We start from the raw sequence: 20681 nt of genomic DNA, 5'->3' as shown, positions 1-20681 counted from the left end.
TTACTTACTTACTTTCTAAGTATTGCTTCAGGTTGGTAATTGTTTTAATGTGCAGTTCTTTTGCCTGCTGCCCGCGCATCATTAATGCATAAGCGTTATTAAAGCCAATTGGTTTTAACCATTTTATTTGATAACGTTTTTTAAACTCCTTTTGCACATAATCATAGGTGCTATCCTTATCAACCTGCAGCCGGGCTACTGTTTGACGTGGCGCCTGCAATATAGCTAAAAGCCCTGTACCGGTATACTCCGGATACAGGTCGATCTGATCATTAGTCATGGCGTCGAAAACTATTTTAGTGCCTCCCAGGCCGGTTTTTGTAGCTACATCATAATCTGTATAGCCCTTTATCAGCATAGTGTATATACTTGCCAGGATATACTGTTCGCCAAATATTTTAGAACCGATCCTGACCACGCCTTTTAAGCCGTGCCGGTCGGGCCGGTACAGCTTTCGCGCTATTAAAAAATCCCTTGCAACGCGTTCGGGCGTTTCATGAAGATAGTCAGTTTTGTAATTTAATTCTGTCATTACCTGGTCAGTAATGGTTCCTGCAAGTAAATTTAATGTTTTTTCAAGTTCAGGAAACTTGCGTAACGCATCCTCCCGTACTACCGGTGCGGCATAATAGGGCGGGAATATCTTTTTATCATCATCCAAAACCACCAGGTTGTAGGCCTTTAGCCGGCCATCGGTAGAGTAACCGCTTATTACATCGAGTTCTTTTTCCTGTGCCGCCTTATACATTACCGCATCGCTGATAACGATGGTACGGATATTTAATCCATATTTATTTATCAGGCCCAGGTTACCGTCCTCCCTTCCCATAAACTCGGGCGTAAAGCCGGCGGTTAACTTACCGCCATAAGCCGACGGAATAAAATAAAGGCATGAAAGTACGAGCAATAAAACCGGGGCTACCTTAACCGCGCCTTTTATCTTTTTAAAATTTAGCCGCTGCACGCGTGAAAGCAGAAAATCGAACAGGATAGCTAAAAGGGCTGCCGGGATTGCGCCGGCCAGTATCATGTTGGTGTTATTAAGCGATATGCCGCCAAAAATAAACTCGCCCAGGCCGCCTGCCGCTATGTATGATGCCAGCGTTGCCACACCCACATTAATAACCGTAGCCGTACGTATACCTGCCAGTATCACCGGCATGGCCAAAGGTAATTCCACCTTAAACATTACCTGACTCTTGGTCATACCCATGGCCACAGCGGCCTCTTTAACAGCGGCGTCAACACCGGTTATACCCGTATGAGTATTGCGGATAATAGGCAGCAGCGCGTAAAGCAATAAAGCTACGATAGCGGGCTTTGCACCGATACCCAGAAACGGTATCATGAAACCCAATAGTGCGATACTCGGGATGGTTTGCAAAATGCCTGCTGAACCGAGTACAATACCCGAAAGCTGTTTTTTGCGGCTGATACAAATGCCCAGCGGCAAGCCAATGAGCACAGCAATAAAAAGCGATATAAAGGTAAGCCCGATATGCTGCAAGGTTTGCATTTCCAGCTTATCAGCTTGCTGCAACATAAATTCCCACAAAGTTTGCTGATGCTCATTCATGGGGCTGCAGCGTTTTATATTGCGAAAATGCGTTCATCAGTTGATCGAACGAAATACTTTTTACTTCTTTATTTTGTTGGTTAAGAATATTGATTGTCTCCTTTTGATAAAATTTAAAGTGCTCCAACGCCTCCCACACACTTAAACGACCTGCCAGAAGTGACGAGTTTATCTTTTTCCCGGAATCGGGAAGATGCTCCCAAATATCGTCTAACCTAATGGTGCTGAACTCCAGTTGCAGTTGCTGCGATTTAAGAAAATCTTTTACAAAATCGTTAACAGGGTTAAACAGTAGTTCAGCAGGGGTGCCAATTTGCTCAATCTGGCCGTTATCCATCAAAGCAACCCGATCGGCCAGTTCAAAGGCTTCATTAACATCGTGCGTAACCATTATAATGGTCTTGCGTTTCAGTTCGTCCAGCGCCAAAAAATCTGCATGTATTTTAGAACGTGTAACGTTATCAAGCGCGCCAAAAGGCTCATCCATCAGCAATAAAGGCGGGTCGGCGGCTAATGCCCTGGCCAGACCTACGCGCTGTTGTTGGCCGCCGCTAAGCTCATTAGGATAAACATTCAGGTGTTCTTTTGAAAGATGCAGTTTTTCCAGCAGTTCATTTATACGTCGCTGCGTTCGGGCTTTGTCCCATTTGAGCAGGTTGGGCACAATTGCGATATTTTCGGCAACGGTATAATGCGGGAACAAACCATTGTTTTGAAGTACGTAGCCAATGTCGCGCCGTAATAACTCGCGTGGCTGATGTACGATGTTTTTTCCGTTGATGGTAATTGTACCGCTATCTGGTTCTACAAGGCGGTTAAGCATCTTTAAGGTTGTGGTTTTACCGCATCCGCTGGTGCCCAAAAGCACCAGATTCTCGCCCGTGTTCACTCCAAATGAAATACCATTAACAGCTTTTGTGGTACCAAAGGTTTTTGCAAGGCGTTCAACTTTTATCATACCCGGTTAATCTTCCAAAGCCATAAAAAGGTTGTTTAATGATTCGGAGTAGGTAGGATGCGCAAAAACGCAATAGCGTATCCTGTCGTAAGTTATACCACCCTCCATAGCCATCTGCAACACCGACATGATCTCGCCACCTTCGGTGCCTATTACAGCTGCGCCCAGTATTTTTTTGCTGCCGGCATCAACCACCGCCTTCATAAACCCGCGGGTGTCGCCGGTTTCAATTGCCCTGGCCACATGCTTCATGGGTAGTTTAGCCACTTTGTAATTTAAACCCTGTTTTTTTGCTTCAGTTTCTGAAATACCAATCCGGCCCAGCTCAGGGTCGGTAAACATACAATAGGGTACAGGCCGGTTTTTAACGCTCAGATTCTGTTTCTCTATCAAATTGCGGTAAACAATGGTATAATCATTATAAGAAATATGTGTAAACGCCGGCCCCCCTTTTACATCGCCCAGCGCATAAATGCCCTTTTTACTGCTCTCGAGCTTATCGTTTACTACAACGTTGCCCTTGCTATCCATTTTTACACCCGTCTTATCTAACCCGAGCGTATCAGTTTGAGGCGCCCTGCCGATAGCAACAAGCACATGAGTGCATTTAATTTTTTGCTCCTTATCACCAACGGTTACTATTGCTACTATTTTACCACCCGATTTTTGCTTAACTTTTGTGGTTTTTGCATTTGTATAGATATTTATCCCCTCGCCCTGCAAAATCTCCGTCATCTCTGCCGAGATGTCCTCGTCCTCGCGGGATAATAAGCGGGGCGACTTCTCTAATATCGTAACCTTGCTACCAAATCTGCGGAACATTTGTCCGAACTCTAATCCAATATAATTGCCGCCGATGATAAGTAAATGTTCCGGCAGTTTCTCCAGATCCAGGATGGTGGTTGAGGTTAAATAGTTGATATCGCCTAAACCCTCAATATCGCCGGGTATAATAGTTTTTGCACCGGTATTAATGAATATCAGGTTGGCCGCGAAGATTTTTGATTTTCCTGTGCGAAGTTTTACCGAGATAGTTTTTGTATCAGTAAACGTAGCGTCGCCAAAAAGCAGATCGAGATTTTTGGTGTTCTCAACAGCTGCTTGCCCGCCATTGCGCGATTTAAGTACAATATCATCTTTATGTTTTTTTACCTGGCGCATATCCACCTTATAGCCCTTTATGGTAACGCCCATGTCGTTGCATTTTCCTGCAAGATAAGCTACCCTTGCGCTGGCCACCATAGTTTTGGTAGGGGTGCAGCCGTCATTAACGCAGGTGCCGCCAATAAAGCGTTTCTCAACGAGCAGCGTTTTCTTACCGGCCTCCGCAAGCTTTTTTGCCAAAGGTGTGCCCGCCTGTCCGGATCCAATAACTATACAGTCGTACTGCTTCATATCAGGTGATATTTATTTTTGAAAAACAGTGTAATTTTAAGATTGCGGCTATTTGGTGCTGCTCTCATAAGGTAATGTTTTATAAAGATAGGTTTTACTACCGCAATTATAAATGGGCAGGTATATTTTTTGTTTGTTGTATTAGGGTGATTTTTAAGGGGATTGACATGGAATAAAATTTTTCTGAAAATTTATTTTTAATTTATCCCGAAAGGTATATCTTTGCAATCCCAAAATAAGGGGAACGAAATTGAAAATAACCAATTTTGTTCTGCTAAATGGCCCGTTCGTCTAGGGGTTAGGACAGGAGATTTTCATTCTTCAAACAGGGGTTCGATTCCCCTACGGGCTACAATAAACGCCGATCTCTTGTAAGAGATCGGCGTTTTTGCTTTATGGGTCGCGTAACAGGTAAAATAAATCTGATGTTGAATAACACGAAACGTGCTTTGTAGCAGTTTGTTAGTTATAATGATGCTATTATTACAGCATAAATCTATACTATTGTATCTAAATGCAACCCACCATCCTCATCATCGACGACGAAAAAAAGCTAAACGATTTGCTGTCACGGATTATCGGCCTGGAAGGTTTTCGTGTGTTGCAGGCTTTTACCGGTAAGGAAGGTTTAAAATTATTACAGCAAGAGGATGTCTTATTGGTGTTAAGCGACGTTAAACTGCCCGATATTAACGGTATTGACCTGGTTAAAACCATTAAGGAAAAGAAACCTTATGTAGAAGTGATCAATCTTACTGCCTACGGTACTATTTCGGATGGTGTAAAAGCTATTCAAAATGGGGCGTTTAATTACATAACAAAGGGCGATGATAATGATAAGATTATTCCATTGGTTAATCAAGCTATAGATAAGGCTATATTACAATACAATAAATACCTACAGGATTCAAAACCAACTAAACACAGCTTTGCAACCATTATTGGGAACTCAAAAGCAATACAAGATGCAGTAACAGTAGCCCGGAAAGTTGCTGCTACCGATACCACCATATTACTGTTAGGTGAAACAGGTACCGGTAAAGAAGTTTTTGCATCGGCAATACATCATGAGAGCCAGCGCAAGCTGATGCCTTTTGTGGCCATTAATTGCAGTAGTTTTTCGGCCGAGTTATTAGAGAGCGAATTATTTGGCTATAAAGCCGGCGCTTTTACCGGGGCTTTAAAGGATAAAAAAGGATTATTAGAAGAGGCTCATCATGGCACAGTTTTACTTGATGAAATAGGCGAAATGAGTCTTGAGCTGCAAGCAAAGTTACTTCGCGTTTTAGAGAGCAAGACTTTCATAAAAGTTGGCGATACACAAACTACCCAAGTCAACATCCGTGTTATAGCAGCTACTAACCGTAATTTACAACAGGAAGCCGAGGCCGGGCGTTTTAGACTCGATCTTTACTACCGTCTATCTGTATTTACGATAAACTTGCCCTCGCTGAATGAGCGTAAAGCTGATATTGAATTGCTGGTTAATTTTTATTTGAAAGATTTTTCAGCCAAAGCCGGTAAGCACCAGCCTGTAATGGCTAGCGGGTTTATTGATCTGCTTAACCGCCATCATTGGAAAGGCAATATACGCGAGCTTAAAAATGTAATTGAGCGCGTAATGATACTGGCTGATAGCGACATACTAACTGCCGACCTGTTACCCGTGGAATTCAGGTACGATACTGGCGACCACAGCGCCATTGACCTGGCTACCATTGAGCGTCAGCATATTCAAAAAATACTGAGCCGCAGCGGCGGCAACAAAACCGAAGCCGCCAGGCTTCTAGGCATCGGCCTAACCACGCTTTACCGTAAGCTGGAGGAGTATAACCTCCACTGATAAGCTTTCCATAACGAAAATAAACCCTTCCATTTTGGTAGGGTTTTCTTGTTTATATCAATTGCGCTTTATTTTCAAGTAATTGATTATCAATTTTTTATTTTGGATTTTATTAATGTGGCATCTTCGTTGCCAATGGTGGTAAAAACAATTTAATAAAATGATCACCATACTCCTGTTGCTGGCAATAATCATCTGTTGCCGGCTCTTCTTTAAAACTATCGACTGGTTCGAAAAAATTTAATCACCCCCATGATCGCACTATTTATCATTTCCATCGCAGTGTTTGCATACATGGTGTATGTACTGCTTAAACCCGAAAAATTTTAACGTAAAATGAACAGCGAACTATCAGGAGTACTTATCTCCTTTGTTATCACCCTCGCCATCGGCATACCGCTGGGCAAGTACCTCGCCAAAATGTTTGCAGGCGAACCGGTATGGACCGATTTTATGAAACGGCTGGAACGCGGCATCTTTAAATTATCGGGCATTAACCCAAATGAGCCCATGAATTGGAAGCAGTTCCTAAAAGCGATGATGATGATCAACTCGTTATGGTTGGTTTACGGCTTCTTTGTTTTGATGTTCCAGAACAAGCTTCCGCTTAACCCTGACGGTAACCCGGGCATGACACCCGATCTCGCATTTAACTCTATCATCAGTTTTGTAGTGAACTGTAACCTGCAGCACTACAGCGGCGAAAGTGGAGCTACATATTTAACGCAGCATTTTATATTCATGTTTCTGCACTTTACCAGCGCGGCAACGGGTATTGCCTGTGCTGTGGCGGTGTTTAAAGCGTTCAGGGATAAAACAACTACTAACCTGGGCAATTTTTGGCAGTTTTTTACAAAATCCATCACCCGTTTGCTTTTGCCGCTATCGGTAATAGTAGCCTTGATATTAACTTTCAACGGAACACCGTCAAGCTACGCCGGTAAAGATCAGTTCATCTCCTTACAAGGCGATACCGTAAATGTATCGCGTGGGCCGGCAGCACCTTTCATTGCTGTAAAGCATATTGGTACCAACGGCGGCGGCTGGTTTGGTGTAAACTCCGCGCACCCGTTGGAGAATCCCAATTATCTCACCAACGTCACCGAGATCGTAGCGCAAATGATTATTCCTATTGCCATGGTGTTGGCTTTCGGGTATTACATTCGCCGAAAGAAATTAGGGTGGGTGATATTCGGGGTAATGGCCATAGGAATGTTGATGCTCATGATCGCTACTTTCAGCAGCGAATTAGGGGGTAACCCGGCTTTAACAAAAATGGGAATCAGTCAAACCACCGGCGCAATGGAAGGTAAGGAAGTGCGCATTGGCCCGATGGCTACAGCCTATTGGAGCACCCTTACTACTATAGTTTCTACCGGCTCTGTAAACGGTATGCACGATAGTACCATGCCGCTTACCGGCTTATGGCAACTACTGGCCATGATGATCAATTCATTCTTTGGCGGATGTGGCGTTGGTGTGTTAAACTATCTGGTTTACCTCATCATCGCCGTATTTATATCCGGCTTAATGGTTGGCCGCACACCCGAATTTATGGGGCACAAGGTTGAAGCGCGTGAGGTAAAAATCGCTGCCATCATTACCTTGTTGAGTCCCTTTTTAATATTGGCGGGTACCGCTATTTCTACCTATGTATTTAACAATTACGGCGCGGCAGACTGGGCGGTAAAACCATCAAACTGGTTAAATAACCCGGGCTATCATGGTTTTTCTGAAATGCTTTACGAAAACACTTCGGCCAATGCCAATAACGGTTCAGGTTTTGAAGGACTGGGCGATAATAACATCTTTTGGAATGTTGTTACCGGCTTCACACTTATCCTGGGGCGCTTCCTGCCCATTATAGGCCCGGTGGCAATTGCAGGCTTGCTTGCTCAAAAAAAATACATCCCTGAATCGCTAGGCACGCTGAAAGTTGATACCGTAACCTTTGGTGCCATGACGTTTGCCGTTATCCTGGTGCTCAATGCATTGTCATACTTCCCGGCGCTGGTGCTTGGCCCAATTGCCGAATATTTTTCAATGCTAAAATAAGGCCTCACGCTAAATCCCTCTCCAAAGGAGAAGGACTTTCAAGACAAAAATACAATGAAAACATCTAATAAATTATTTGAACCCGCTTTAGTGCAAACCGCGCTTAAAGAGTCGTTCATAAAATTGAATCCTAAAACCATGATGCGCAACCCCGTAATGTTTACGGTGGAGATCGGTACGGCCATTATGCTCTTTGTATCCTTTTACAGCTTTACGCACCATGATCAGGGCTCTTTCGCTTACAACTGCAGCATCTTTGTTATCCTGTTGTTAACCCTGCTGTTTGCCAATTTTGCCGAGGCGATTGCCGAGGCGCGTGGTAAAGCACAGGCAGACAGCCTGCGCAAAACCCGTGAAGATACGCCCGCCAAAGTTGTGTTGGAAGACGGATCAATAGTTACCCGTTCATCTAACCAATTGTTAAAGGGCGATGTATTTACCTGCGAGGCCGGCGATATCATTCCTACCGATGGTGAAATTATTGAGGGCTTGGCTACAATTGATGAATCGGCTATTACAGGTGAATCTGCCCCGGTCATCCGTGAGGCTGGCGGTGATAAATCGTCCATAACTGGTGGTACCAAGGTATTATCAGACCGTATAAAAGTAGTTGTAACCACACAGCCCGGCGAGAGCTTCCTGGATAAAATGATTGCCTTGGTTGAAGGTGCATCACGCCAGAAAACCCCGAACGAAATAGCTTTAACTATCCTGCTTGCAAGTTTTACGCTCGTATTCATTATTGTTTGTGTTACGTTGCATCCATTTGCGGCTTATGCAAACACGCCAATAACAATAGCAGCGCTCATCTCTTTATTTGTGTGCCTTATTCCTACCACAATCGGCGGCTTACTGTCTGCAATTGGTATAGCGGGAATGGACAGGGCGCTGCGCTCTAACGTAATTACCAAGTCCGGCAAGGCTGTTGAAACCGCTGGCGATGTTAATGTGCTGCTTTTAGATAAAACCGGCACCATCACCATAGGAAACCGTAAGGCAACCCAGTTTTGGACCGCGCCCGGCGTATCAGAAGATGATTTGGTTAAGGCCTGTGTACTTTCATCATTGGCTGATGAAACGCCGGAAGGTAAATCTATCATCGAGCTGGCACAGCAAAGCAACAACCGCTTATCGCTTACTGCGCCTCAAGGTTCTGAGTTTATCAAATTTACTGCTGAGACACGCGCAAGCGGCATCAACACGCCCGATGGTAAAAGGATTCGCAAAGGCGCCTTTGATGCTATCCGCAACTCAGTTGTAAATGCCGGTAATCATTTCGATAACGGGGTGGAAGAACGTGTAAAAACCATTTCATCTAAGGGTGGTACGCCGCTGGTTGTGGCGCAAAATGAACAGGCCCTGGGCGTTATTGAGCTGCAGGATATTATTAAACCAGGCATAGCCGAACGCTTTGAGCGCCTGCGTAAAATGGGAATCAAAACCGTTATGGTAACCGGTGACAACCCCCTCACAGCCAAATTTATTGCTGAGAAAGCCGGTGTAGATGATTTCATAGCGGAAGCAAAACCCGAAGATAAAATGCGCTACATAAAAGCTGAGCAAGCTACAGGCAAACTGGTAGCTATGATGGGCGATGGTACCAACGATGCGCCCGCCCTTGCCCAGGCGGATGTTGGCGTGGCCATGAACAGCGGCACGCAAGCCGCCAAAGAAGCCGGTAACATGGTTGACCTGGACAACGACCCAACCAAGCTGATCGAGATAGTTGAGATAGGTAAACAGTTATTGATAACCCGTGGCACGCTCACCACTTTTTCTATCGCTAACGATGTAGCTAAATACTTTGCCATAGTACCGGCTTTATTTATAGCGTCTATCCCGGCCTTGCAGGCCATTAACATTATGCGTTTACACAGCCCGGAAAGCGCCATACTATCGGCAGTGATATTCAATGCCATCATTATTCCGATGCTGATACCGCTTGCTTTAAAGGGGGTCGAATATAAGCCCATTGGTGCCAGCGCGCTGTTGCGCCGCAACCTGCTTATTTACGGCCTGGGTGGTGTTATAGCGCCATTCATCGGCATCAAACTGATCGACCTTTTAGTTTCTGTAATAATATAGACGTGACATATGTGATACCGGATATGAGAAAGCATATCGCACAACTCAAACGCTAGAAAAAATCAATAACGGCGAAAAGATAGCGTCTAAAATCTTCTATCTCAGGCCTCAAATCAAAAACAAATGAAAACGCTCATACAATCCATACGCTTAACCCTGGTGCTAACGGTATTATTATGCATAGCATATCCAATTATCATCGCCTTCGCAGGTAAACTATCAAAAGGGAAAGGCGATGGCGAAACCATTACTGTGAACGGCAAGGTAGTAGGTTACGCCGCCTTGGGCCAAAAATTCGATAAGCCGCAATACTTCTGGAGCCGCCCTTCTGCCGTGGGATACAACGCTGCCGGCTCGGCAGGTTCAAACAAAGGGCCCAGCAATCCCGACTATTTAAAAGATGTAAGCAACCGCATCGATACGTTATTAAAATACCACCCTTACCTAAAACGTAGCGAAATCCCTGCTGATATGGTGACTGCTTCGGGCAGTGGCCTGGACCCTGACATTTCCCCTGCCGCCGCCCAGATCCAGGTTAAACGCGTTGCCCAATACCGCAAACTGGATGAGCAAAAAGTAGCTGCCTTAGTAGCCAATCATACCGAAAAGCCAATGGTCGGCCCTGCGAAAGTAAATGTTCTGAAACTCAACGTAGCACTTGACAAGTTGAAATAACCACCATGAAAAAAATTATTGTAACATTTATTGCTGCTTTAAGCACAACCTGTTTATTTGCCCAGGATACAATCAAAACCAGTTCTCCTTTAGTTATAAGCGGTTCGGTCGATACCTATTACAAGTATGATTTATCCGGGCACAATAACATTCCCACCAGTTTCGCGTCAGATCATAACTCGTTCTCGATAGGCATGATAGATCTCGGAGCGAAGAAAAAAGTGAATAAAGCGCTTTTTGTAGGCGAGTTGTCATTCGGGCCGCGTGGCGAGGGGCAATCTATCCCTAACGCCGGTACTAACGGGCAATCATTCCATATCCAAAACCTTTATGTAGGATATGATATTACTAACAAACTAAACATCAACGGCGGTTACATGGCTACTTTTTTAGGTTACGAAGTGGTATCGCCCATTGGTAATTTTAACTACTCAACATCATATCTTTTCACTAACGGCCCGTTTCAAAATGCGGGTGTAAAACTTACCTATGCCTTTAATAATAAGGTGAGCCTGATGGCAGGCGTATTTAACGATCTTTGGAACGTTTACACATCTGCAGGGCGGGTAAATACCTTTGGCGGGCAACTCATGATCGCTCCGGTTAGAGGCTGGACAGCCTACCTCAACGTATTGGCCGGCCCCTCATCAGGCACAGAGTTTGACCTGACCACCAATTACCAAATAACTAACGAATTTAAATTGAGCCTAAATGCCGCCGATTTTAATGCATCGGGCAGCGGCGAACGTGGTGGGTTTTCGGGCGTGGCGCTATACCCGCAATACGCTGTATCATCAGCCGTTGTATTAGGCCTGCGCGGTGAATACTTCGAAACCAAAAATGGTGCATACACATCAGCCACCGCGCCAATGCCGGGTAACTCGGTAACTAGTTTTACGCTTACGGCTAATATTAAAAGCGGTCCGCTTACTTTTATACCCGAAGTTAGATTAGATAGTACGAAAAACAACATTTTTACAGACAGTAATGGTGTTGCAACAAAATCCGCATCGCAGGTTTTGGTAGCAGCTGTGTATGCCTTTTAAAGCATGAGCAAAGTAAACGACAATACGGTAAAAGACTTTATAGACCTGGTAAAGAGGTCGCGCAGAGGTAAGCTCAAAATTTATATTGGGATGAGCGCCGGCGTGGGTAAAAGTTACCGTATGTTGCAGGAAGCGCATGCCCTTTTACGAAACGGGATAGGCATCCAGATAGGATACATAGAAACCCATAACCGCGCGGAAACACATGCATTGCTTGCAGGTTTACCACTTATAGCCCGCCGTAAAGTATTTTACAAAGGCAAAGAGCTGGAAGAGATGGACCTGCAAGCCATCCTGAACCGCCACCCGGAAGTAGTGGTGGTTGATGAACTGGCCCACAGCAATATAGAAGGCAGCAAAAACAGCAAGCGCTGGCAGGATGTAGCCGATATACTGGAAGCCGGCATTAGCGTTATTACAGCCGTAAACATCCAGCACCTTGAAAGCCTTAACCAGGAGATAGAGAAAATTACCGGTGTCCCCATAACCGAACGCATCCCCGATAAGATCCTGGAAATGGCGGACGAGATCGTTAACATCGACCTTACCGCCGACGAGCTGATAGGTCGCCTAAAGGACGGAAAGGTATATGACAGATCAAAGATTGAGTGGGCATTGAAAAACTTTTTCCGTAACGATAAGATCTTGCAGCTCCGGGAGATAGCGCTGAAAGAGGTGGCCCATCACCTCGAACGGAAAATAGATACCGAAATACCCAAACAAATTAAGCTACGCCCCGAGCGTTTCCTGGCCTGCATATCATCCAATGCGGAAACCGCCAAGATCGTAATCCGTAAAACAGCGCGCCTGGCGTCCTACTACCGCTCGCCATGGATAGTGCTCTATGTACAAAGCAGCAGCGAAAGCATGGAGCGCATAAAGTTAGATAGGCAGCGCCATTTAATTAATAACTTTAAACTGGCAACAGAACTAGGTGCCGAAGTTATGAAAATGAAAAGCGACCAGATAACGCAAACCATTATGCGGGTAGCAAATGAGCGCGATATTACTACCATTTGCATTGGTAAACCGCACCTGAGCCTGTTCCAGGTTATTTTGCGAACAGCGGTATTTAACGAGCTGCTTAAAAATATAGCAGCAAATCAAATTGATTTAGTGATACTATCATGAAAGTAAAAAATAAACTGCGGTTGGGGTTTGGTTTTCTGTTCATCGTTGTGCTGTTCTTTGGCGCTACTGCCGTTTACTATATTCACGATATATCAGAGAACTCAAAGGTTATCCTCCAAAACAACTATGAGTCGCTAAGCTTTGCTCGCCAAATGCGCGATGTTTTAGATAATAATGACTTTCCCCTTAACAATTCCGCCATTAATAAATTCAATATATACCTGGAACAACAAGAAACTAATATTACCGAGCCCGGTGAAGCTTTTTTCACACATAGGCTGCGGACAGATTTTAGGCTTCTGATGGCTACCCCCGAAATAAGTGTGCAACATGAAACAGCGCGCAATATCAGGAAAATTTTAAGTGATATCGAAAACTTAAACATGCAGGCCATTATTCGTAAGGACAACAAAGCACGCGCATCAGTAGCCAATGCGACGCTGTTTTTGGGACTGGTTGGTGGGTTTACCTTTTTGGTCCTGTTCAGTTTTAGTGTAAATTTTCCGGGGTTTATTTCTAAGCCCTTAAATACATTATTAATAGGTATCAGGGCAATCGGGCTAAAGAACTATAAGCAACGCATCCATTTTGACAAGAACGACGAATTTGCCGAGGTTGCCAATGCCTTTAACGATATGGCCGAACGACTCGACGAGTGGGAAAACAGCAACCTCTCTAAGATAATGTCGTCAAAGCTGCGGATAGAAACCATTATCGAGCAAATGCATGAGGCAATTATAGGGGTGAACGAGAAGCAGGAGTTACTGTTTGTTAACACTGCGGCCATGAAAATCCTCAATTTAAATGCCCAAAAGATAGAAGGTGCCTCTGCCGATGATATTTCCAAAAACAACGAATTGTTCAGGTATATTATCAACGAAGCCACCAACATCAAACCTTTAAAAATTGTGGTTGATGGTAAGGATTGTTACTTCCAGATGGAGTCTCGGGAGATCAATGTTCCAAATATATCATCAGATAAAAGGCAGGCTTTAACGATTGCCAAAAACTCTGCCGGCAAAGTTTACATCCTGCGCAACATTACCGAGTTCAAGGAACGCGATGAAGCGAAAACCAATTTTATAGCCACCATTTCGCACGAATTAAAAACGCCTATATCATCCATTAAAATGAGTTTGAAACTGTTGAAGGACGAACGTGTAGGCCACATTAACACCGAGCAGCAACAACTGTTGGAACACATTAAAGACGACAACGACCGCCTGCTGAAGATCACAAGTGAACTATTAGAGCTGTCGCAAGTAGAAACCGGCAACATCCAACTGAATTTTGTACCGGTGCAACCTCAAGAGATCGTAGATTATGCCATAACATCCGTAAAATTTCAGGCCGAGCAGAAAGGTGTAAAACTGGAAGTAGTTAATGATGCGGGGCTGCCCCAGGTAAACGTCGACGTGGAAAAAACAGCCTGGGTGTTGGTTAACTTCCTGTCGAATGCATTACGTTATAGCGCTGAGAAATCAAAGGTTATTATATCAACTATCAAAAAAGGTAACGAGGTGGAGTTTTCAGTAAAAGATTTTGGCAAAGGTATTGATGAACAATATCAAAAACGTTTGTTCGACCGCTATTTCCAGGTACCAACGGATGGCCAGAATAAATCGGGTTCCGGCTTGGGGCTGGCTATATCAAAAGACTTTATTGAAGCACAAAACGGCCGAATATGGCTTAAAAGCGCCATTGGCGAGGGGAGCACTTTCGGATTTAGTTTGCCGTCAGCGTAAATTTCGTTAGCGCAAAAAATGGGTAGAGTGCAATTCATGCCTAAATAAGTTGAATCATGCCTGGATAATGCTTTACAAAGCGCAAACGCTACATAGCCATCATCAATCTTATTTCCATAAGGGCTACTAAAGGAGCAAAGTCATCGAAAGATCACCTTGCCCCTTTTTTAGATTATTAACTGCTAATCTGCATGACGAGAGCGAGCGTTCGCTTCATAAGGCGTCAATGTCCTCCATAAAGCAAATGTTTTTGGATACTTCGAACGATTAATTTTTAATTATTTAAGTAACCATCTATTGGTACCCGCAACTTTCAGCGCTTCAGCCTTACTGTTAACCGCTAATTTCTGGTAAATGTTTTTGATGTGGCTGCGTACTGTTTCCTTGCTGATAAAAAGGTCAAGTGCAATTTTTGAATAACTTTTACCGGCAGAGATTCCACGCAGCACCTCGCTTTCCCGTTCGGACAAAGGAGAGTCTGTTATCTGATTAAAAGAAAGTACGACCATTTTAGCAATGTTCAGGCTCATTGGGGCGCCTCCTGCAAAAGCTTCAGCTATGCTTTTTATAATGCTATCTGTATCGGAGTTTTTGACAATATAGCCGCCTGCCCCGGCGCAAAGCGAGCGAAACACTTTATCACTATCTTCCAGAACTGTTATGATCAACACAATGCAGGCCGGGCAGCGTTTTTTGAATTGAATTGTTCCATTAATACCGTTCATTCCCGGTAGATCAATATCCATCAGAATCAGGTCGGGCCGGTCGGTATCCAGTTGTTTCAGCGCGGGTTCACACGCCGGATACTGACCGCAAACTTCGTACACGTCAGTATCGTCGACCAGGGCTGCAAATCCCTCCCGTATAACGGCATTATCTTCTATAATTAAAATCCTCTTTTTCATTTTTATTTTGTGATCTGTAAAGGGATGGTGATCGTAATGCAGGTGCCTTCCTGTGTGGAAGACACACTTAAGGTAAATCCATTCTTTTTACAGCGCCGTTCCATATTCCCCAAACCGTAATGCGGCTGGCTGGTATCTGCAACCTTCCAGCGCCCGTTATCGCGCAATTGATAGATAATTTGCCCTTCTTCCCCATACATGCCAAAAACCACTTCCTGTGCTACTGCATGGTTTACAACATTCGTCATGGCCTCTTTGAAGATGTAAATAATATTCAATGCCGCCGTAGGCCCCAATTGTAACGGCGGACAATTTGCCGAAGCGGAAGAAAAGGCAATGTCGAACTGGTTATAGTACTGTTGCCCGTAAGCGGTAAGATATCGAAAAAGCTCCTGCGGATCATCACTTTCGTGATGCAGTTGCCAAAGGAAATCTTTGCTTGCACTGAGTAATTTATTACTGTTTTTGATAATACTGTCTATGATGAGTCGGGCTTCCTCACCCTGACTGTGTTTGTGTTTAAGTAAGCCCGCCTGCCGGGTAATGGCCGAGAGCATGTTGCCCGTTTCGTCATGGAAATCAGTGGCCATCGCTTCGCGCATGGAGTTCAATTGTTCTGTGCGCTGTTTTACGGCCTCGTCCAGCAGCGTGATCTTCTTATTCTGCAGGGATTCGATCTTGAGACGGTCCCGTTCCTGATCCATTTGCAGGTAAGCTAAAAATCCACCAAAAAACACGGTGATCAAACTATTCATTATCAAAGCATATAACGCATCACCCGTAGCCTGCTGTGAATGAATGGATTGGTAATAGATAAAGCCAAATACGGCAAGATTAGAAAATATGGCCCACCAACCGTACCTTTTATCAGCCCAGATGGCGCATAACAGATACATATGCAACAGGCTTAAATTCGAGGAAAAAATCAACCCGGAATCGCGTATCCAGCCATAAATCAGAAAATAAGTAACAAGTGCTGTCGTGGTCATAGGTATCCGGTAATGACCTAAATAGCGGGTACACAGCAAAGTAATGATTACCAGCGCATCATTAATAAAATAGGCGGCAACAGGTTTACCCAAAAAATACAGAGGAATTGGAAACAACAACATCAATGGCAGGCCGATCAGGCAGGTACTAAGAAGTACCCTGAACTCATGATAACGAGGGTCTGCGATATTACGGCGCATCTCCCTTGGCATAAAAAAAGTAACGATATGATCAAACATGACAAATAAAAATACAGTCTTTTTCGGACCTTAATGCTCCCGATTCAAAAATCCCCCAATCTGCGGTATTGTAACCCGTAATCAGACTGGGTAAATTTGTAATATAAATTTTATCATGAAAAGAATATTTCCGATACTGGCGTTACTGATTAGTTTAACCGCCTGCAAGAAAGAACCGGTGTTAAAAGATACACCTGTAAAAGATGAAGATTCTACTATCCAGGAACCGGTTTTCGCTTACGGAAATCTCAGCGGCACTATCTATCCGGCAGGAGCTGCTGAGAAAATAACGCTGACTAGCGATAGTGATCCAAATGTCGCGGCAGCCCTGCAGCTTGATGCAATCACCGGTGATTTCCATGGATGGGAACTTAAACCAGGAGCCTATCATCTCATCGTGTCGCTTAAAACTGGTTACACATTGAAAATAACGGATTATCCTTTTCAAATAACAGAAGGCCAAACTACCGCTATCGGCACTATAAAAGCGGACGAAAAAAGTCCGGAACCAGATAAAAAGTACTCATTTTCCTACAAATTAAACGGTTCCAGGGAAAGTTTCGGAGGCAAGTGTACTTACACCGGAACAGATTTAAAGATTTCTGGTAAACGATCTGAGGGCACTTACCAACAACTCGGTTACAACATTTTTGAATCAACGATTAGCGTTTCCGGGGTTACCGGGCCCGGTGACTATGCAGCTGTAATGACTTACATGACAACTAAAAATACCATAGGTTACCGGACATGGGGGAGTGCAGCTGAAGGCGGAAGCGCTAAAGTGACGGTTACCGCAATCGATCCTGTTAGTAAAAAGATCAGTGGTTCTTTTACCGCTACGCTGGTTCCTATCGCCGGCACAAATGGAACGCTGAAGGTGACAGAAGGTACTTTCAATATAACATATTGACATAGCCGGTGCTGTACAATTTAACTGAAAATCTGTATCTATGTTTCTTGATACGTTTTAATATAGTAATTCAACAAATTCTGTAAACAGGCAGTGAGAGCATACATCAATTGCATAATAACTTAAAAAGATCCGAAGCTAACCAATTTCCTAAAGTCTCCAGAAAAGGTTCTACGGGCTACAATAAACGCCGATCGCTTATAAGAGATCGGCGTTTTGTTTTAGGGTCTCGTAACAGGTAAAATTTATTTGAAATAGAATGACAAACATTCAACAGGTCAGACAGCCAAGTTGGATTTTCGCGAGATGTACATCTGCATAACCTGCGCAAGTTTAGACCGTTTAAGTGCTGTTAAAAATGCGCAGGTAGGTTCTTGGGCTACTTCAAAACTGTACTGATTGCGTCGCCCACTTCATGCCCAGCGTTTTTCTTAAAATCCAAGCCAAGCAATTGGGCAATGGTCTGTGCCAGTTGCTTATGATAGGTAGTGGTTTGGGTTTGTACCTCGCCTGTTGGCTTAGTATCCGGGCCAATAACGGCAAACCAGGTTTGTTCTGAATTTTCAACATCAGCACCATGGCTGCGCCAGGTGTCTAAAGGCTGCTCGCCACGGCCATGGTCGCAAGTGATCAGCAGGGTGGTTTTGTCCTTATAGAAGGGGTCACTCTGTATCATTTCCCAAAGGTGCCTGATAAAGCCGTCTTCCTGTTTTGCACGCTCCAGATATAACTTGTAATTGCCTTCGTGAGCCATATCGTCGGTTTCGTCAAAAGCCATGTATAAAGCACGGGGTTTATATTGTTTCATGTACTCTTTTGTATATTCATAGGTAATAAAATCAGACCGGGTAGAGTCGCCCAGGTATTTGGGGACATTATGCTGCAGCTCGTTCAGATACTTTAGGCGAGGGTTAGCGTCGGCGTTTTTAATATCAGCATAACCGGAGTATACTGGTAATTTAGAACGCCAGACATTCAGGATCTGCGGAAAGCGCTCCCATGATGAAAACGCAGCAACCTTGCCTTCAAAGCCTTTTTGTTTGTTGATAAACTCAAGCACGTTGATGTTTGGATTAACAATTGGGTCGTTGGTGTTCATTCGTCCATCCGGAAAACCAGTGAATATTTCACTATAACCGGGGTAAGAGAAGTGATATTTGTTTGCCACTTCATCTTTGTTTCCCAGATCGCGGTTGCCATAGATCTGGCCCTTGCTGCTAACCTCCGACCATAGGAACGGGAATAGCAATTTGCGGCGCTCGGCAGCGGAAACCGCCCAGAAACGCTTTTTTACATCTTCGTTGTCAGCAGTATATTTTGAATTGATCAGCGCTGAATCCGCTCCGCGAAACACATCCTGCCAGCGCATGCCATCAAGGGTAACTATTACCACGTTTTGTGTGCGATGGCTTTGTGCGAAACTGCCGGTAAATGCGGCAGCCATTAAAAGGGTTAAAAGCAACTTTTTCATAAGTATAAAAAATGGAAACGGCCGTTAACAATAACGGCCGTTTGTATGAAGTATTTAGTTATTTTAAGATCCACATAACGCCATTGATGTCGTCATTACCACCAAACTGACTTTGTAAAGCAGCCTTGTAGTTTTTAGCGTTTGATACGCGCTCAGCATCCGGGTATTTGAAACGTTTCGCTATACGAGAGCTGTTACCTGTACCCGGACCGGTAGTAAAAGTAGGCACGCCGGTACGACGGTTAGTGAAATACGATTCTAACCCTGAATGGCGGAATAACGCAATATATTTTTGCTGCAAAATTTTAGTGATACCTTCATTTCCAGCTTCATACTTAACGGCACCCTGGTTGTAATAAGTGTTAAATGCTACCGTAATCGGGAAGGTATCGTAATTGGCATCGCTTGTAACACTTGTTGACCCCGGGCGGTAAAAATAGGCTGTGAAGGTGCCGTTTTCGGGGATGCCGTATGACGCCATTGAAGCTTTGATGCCGTTTTGGTAATACGTTTCTGCGTTACCGCTTGCCCAACCACGATTAATGCCTTCGGCTATGTTGAACATTAACTCTGGATAGCCAATTTGTACGCTTGGCTCGCCGGTGTAAGTTGAGTAGAAGTGCTTACGGTTAATGAACGAGTATTTCTGCAAACCAGCGTTGTTGTACATAGTGCCCTGGTCTTCGCCCGGATTTGCGCCAACAAAGGAAGCAAAATCAGTGGGGCTTTTCTTTTGCTTATCCACCAGATCGCGGGCGGGCTCGGCGGTTACAAATATGCGCGGGTCTTTAAGCGTTGTAAGCAAACCTACATATGTTGACGACATGTTTTTACGTGAACCGCTTTGGCCAAAGTTATTCGGGTTCATCGGATAAAAGTTGTTCGGTGCTAAAAACACATATTGCATATTATCCGCATTGCTTTCCATTAAAGGATATTTTGAAGGATTATTAACAATGCTTGCGAAGCGGGTAGTCACTTTTAAATCGGCGTCAGTGGTTTTATTACTCAGGTGGAGCAGTAAACGTACATACAATGCGTTCACAGTTTTTTGCCACTTTTTAAGATCGCCGCCAAAGTAAATGTCATTCTTTAAAACGGCGCCTTCGCCGGTACCAAAGCCATCCGGTTTTGCTATCAGCTGGCCCAGGTCACTGTTTGCACTCTCCAACCAGTCTAATGACTGTAGCATCACCATTTTCTGAGCATCGTAAACCGGCTCCAGGTTATCCAGGCCTTTTAAAGCTTCAGTCATTGGAATATCGCCCATCTCCAGGCTCATTTTGCTAAACAGATAAGCTTTAAAGAACTTGCCTATCGCTTCATACGGATTAATGGCCCCGCCACCTGTAGCGGCGGCCTGCTTCTCCATTTCCACCACATTTTTAAGCGTGGTGTAATAATTATCACCGCCGCCAAAGTCATACCGGTTGTTTCCGTAGTAGTCATAGTTATACAGGTAATATTGGTCGTAAACTTCGTTCTGGCCGTCGGGCAGTTCGGCAGTGCTGTTTAACACACCATTGAATAGTAACGAAGCCGGTACATTATTAGGCAGGTTTGTATTTTGAGTAAGCTCGTCAAAGCTTTTTTTACAACCGGTAACTGAAAGCAGCAAGGCTGCCGGCAGTATATATTTTTTTAATATCGTTTTCAT

General features: G+C 44.2%; 16 protein-coding genes and 1 tRNA gene. 10 read left to right on the top strand and 7 right to left on the bottom strand.

Annotation, left to right across the window (positions count from 1 at the left end):
• Positions 1-4: 4 nt before the first annotated feature.
• Genes HDC91_RS15155 through HDC91_RS15145 form a run of 3 tightly spaced genes read right to left on the bottom strand, consistent with a single transcriptional unit; the run spans position 5 to position 3929 of the window.
• Complete coding sequence (locus tag HDC91_RS15155) at positions 5-1576, bottom strand: ABC transporter permease/substrate-binding protein (RefSeq protein ID WP_183553589.1); 1572 nt, start codon at positions 1574-1576, stop codon at positions 5-7.
• On the bottom strand, positions 1569-2534 hold the full coding sequence (locus HDC91_RS15150) for an ABC transporter ATP-binding protein (protein WP_183553587.1): 966 nt from the start codon (positions 2532-2534) through the stop codon (positions 1569-1571). Before HDC91_RS15150 ends, HDC91_RS15155 begins: the two co-directional genes overlap by 8 nt.
• Before the next feature lie 6 nt (positions 2535-2540).
• Entirely contained in the window at positions 2541-3929 is a 1389-nt protein-coding gene (locus tag HDC91_RS15145; protein ID WP_183553585.1) for a mercuric reductase, read from the bottom strand.
• Positions 3930-4209: 280 nt separating this feature from the next.
• Between HDC91_RS15145 and HDC91_RS15140 the strand changes: the two genes are divergently transcribed.
• From HDC91_RS15140 to HDC91_RS15100, 9 genes are all read left to right on the top strand, one after another.
• A tRNA-Glu gene (locus tag HDC91_RS15140) sits at positions 4210-4281 on the top strand.
• A gap of 162 nt (positions 4282-4443) precedes the next feature.
• Positions 4444-5772, top strand: coding sequence for a sigma-54 dependent transcriptional regulator (locus tag HDC91_RS15135; protein WP_183553583.1), 1329 nt, complete (start codon positions 4444-4446; stop codon positions 5770-5772).
• Between the two features lie 252 nt (positions 5773-6024).
• The gene (gene kdpF, locus HDC91_RS20205; RefSeq protein ID WP_095705731.1) at positions 6025-6102 is read left to right on the top strand and encodes a K(+)-transporting ATPase subunit F; all 78 of its coding nucleotides are present in this window, start codon (positions 6025-6027) and stop codon (positions 6100-6102) included.
• A 6-nt stretch (positions 6103-6108) separates the two neighbouring features.
• Positions 6109-7827 carry a potassium-transporting ATPase subunit KdpA gene (kdpA, locus tag HDC91_RS15125; RefSeq protein ID WP_183553581.1) on the top strand — a complete coding sequence of 573 codons (1719 nt, stop codon included), beginning with the start codon at positions 6109-6111 and terminating at the stop codon, positions 7825-7827.
• A 54-nt stretch (positions 7828-7881) separates the two neighbouring features.
• Complete coding sequence (gene kdpB / locus HDC91_RS15120; RefSeq protein ID WP_183553579.1) at positions 7882-9912, top strand: potassium-transporting ATPase subunit KdpB; 2031 nt, start codon at positions 7882-7884, stop codon at positions 9910-9912.
• A gap of 123 nt (positions 9913-10035) precedes the next feature.
• Positions 10036-10587: a K(+)-transporting ATPase subunit C gene (locus HDC91_RS15115; protein ID WP_183553577.1), complete on the top strand. Its 552-nt coding sequence runs from the start codon at positions 10036-10038 to the stop codon at positions 10585-10587.
• A 5-nt stretch (positions 10588-10592) separates the two neighbouring features.
• Positions 10593-11633, top strand: coding sequence for an outer membrane beta-barrel protein (locus HDC91_RS15110; RefSeq protein WP_183553575.1), 1041 nt, complete (start codon positions 10593-10595; stop codon positions 11631-11633).
• A 3-nt stretch (positions 11634-11636) separates the two neighbouring features.
• Complete coding sequence (locus HDC91_RS15105) at positions 11637-12764, top strand: sensor protein KdpD (RefSeq protein ID WP_183553573.1); 1128 nt, start codon at positions 11637-11639, stop codon at positions 12762-12764.
• On the top strand, positions 12761-14509 hold the full coding sequence (locus HDC91_RS15100) for an ATP-binding protein (RefSeq protein WP_183553571.1): 1749 nt from the start codon (positions 12761-12763) through the stop codon (positions 14507-14509). The genes HDC91_RS15105 and HDC91_RS15100 overlap by 4 nt, the downstream gene beginning before the upstream one ends.
• 278 nt (positions 14510-14787) lie before the next feature.
• Here HDC91_RS15100 and HDC91_RS15095 read toward each other — a convergent pair whose 3' ends face one another.
• Positions 14788-15414 (bottom strand): response regulator transcription factor, encoded by a 627-nt coding sequence (locus HDC91_RS15095; RefSeq protein WP_183553569.1) that lies wholly within the window; start codon positions 15412-15414, stop codon positions 14788-14790.
• A 2-nt stretch (positions 15415-15416) separates the two neighbouring features.
• Complete coding sequence (locus HDC91_RS15090) at positions 15417-16643, bottom strand: sensor histidine kinase (protein WP_183553568.1); 1227 nt, start codon at positions 16641-16643, stop codon at positions 15417-15419.
• 115 nt (positions 16644-16758) lie between these two features.
• On the opposite strand from HDC91_RS15090, the gene HDC91_RS15085 reads away from it, so the two are divergent.
• Positions 16759-17553 (top strand): hypothetical protein, encoded by a 795-nt coding sequence (locus HDC91_RS15085; protein ID WP_183553566.1) that lies wholly within the window; start codon positions 16759-16761, stop codon positions 17551-17553.
• Positions 17554-17932: 379 nt separating this feature from the next.
• Here the strand turns inward: HDC91_RS15085 and HDC91_RS15080 are convergent, their stop codons facing one another.
• Together HDC91_RS15080 and HDC91_RS15075 are read right to left on the bottom strand one after the other, a co-directional pair.
• The gene (locus HDC91_RS15080; RefSeq protein WP_183553564.1) at positions 17933-19024 is read right to left on the bottom strand and encodes a phosphoglyceromutase; all 1092 of its coding nucleotides are present in this window, start codon (positions 19022-19024) and stop codon (positions 17933-17935) included.
• Between the two features lie 58 nt (positions 19025-19082).
• Positions 19083-20681 (bottom strand): SusD/RagB family nutrient-binding outer membrane lipoprotein, encoded by a 1599-nt coding sequence (locus tag HDC91_RS15075; RefSeq protein ID WP_183553562.1) that lies wholly within the window; start codon positions 20679-20681, stop codon positions 19083-19085.

The sequence above is a fragment of the Mucilaginibacter sp. AK015 genome, assembly GCF_014200785.1.
Classification (GTDB): Bacteria; Bacteroidota; Bacteroidia; order Sphingobacteriales; family Sphingobacteriaceae; genus Mucilaginibacter.
This window is presented reverse-complemented; position numbering and strand designations above follow the sequence as displayed.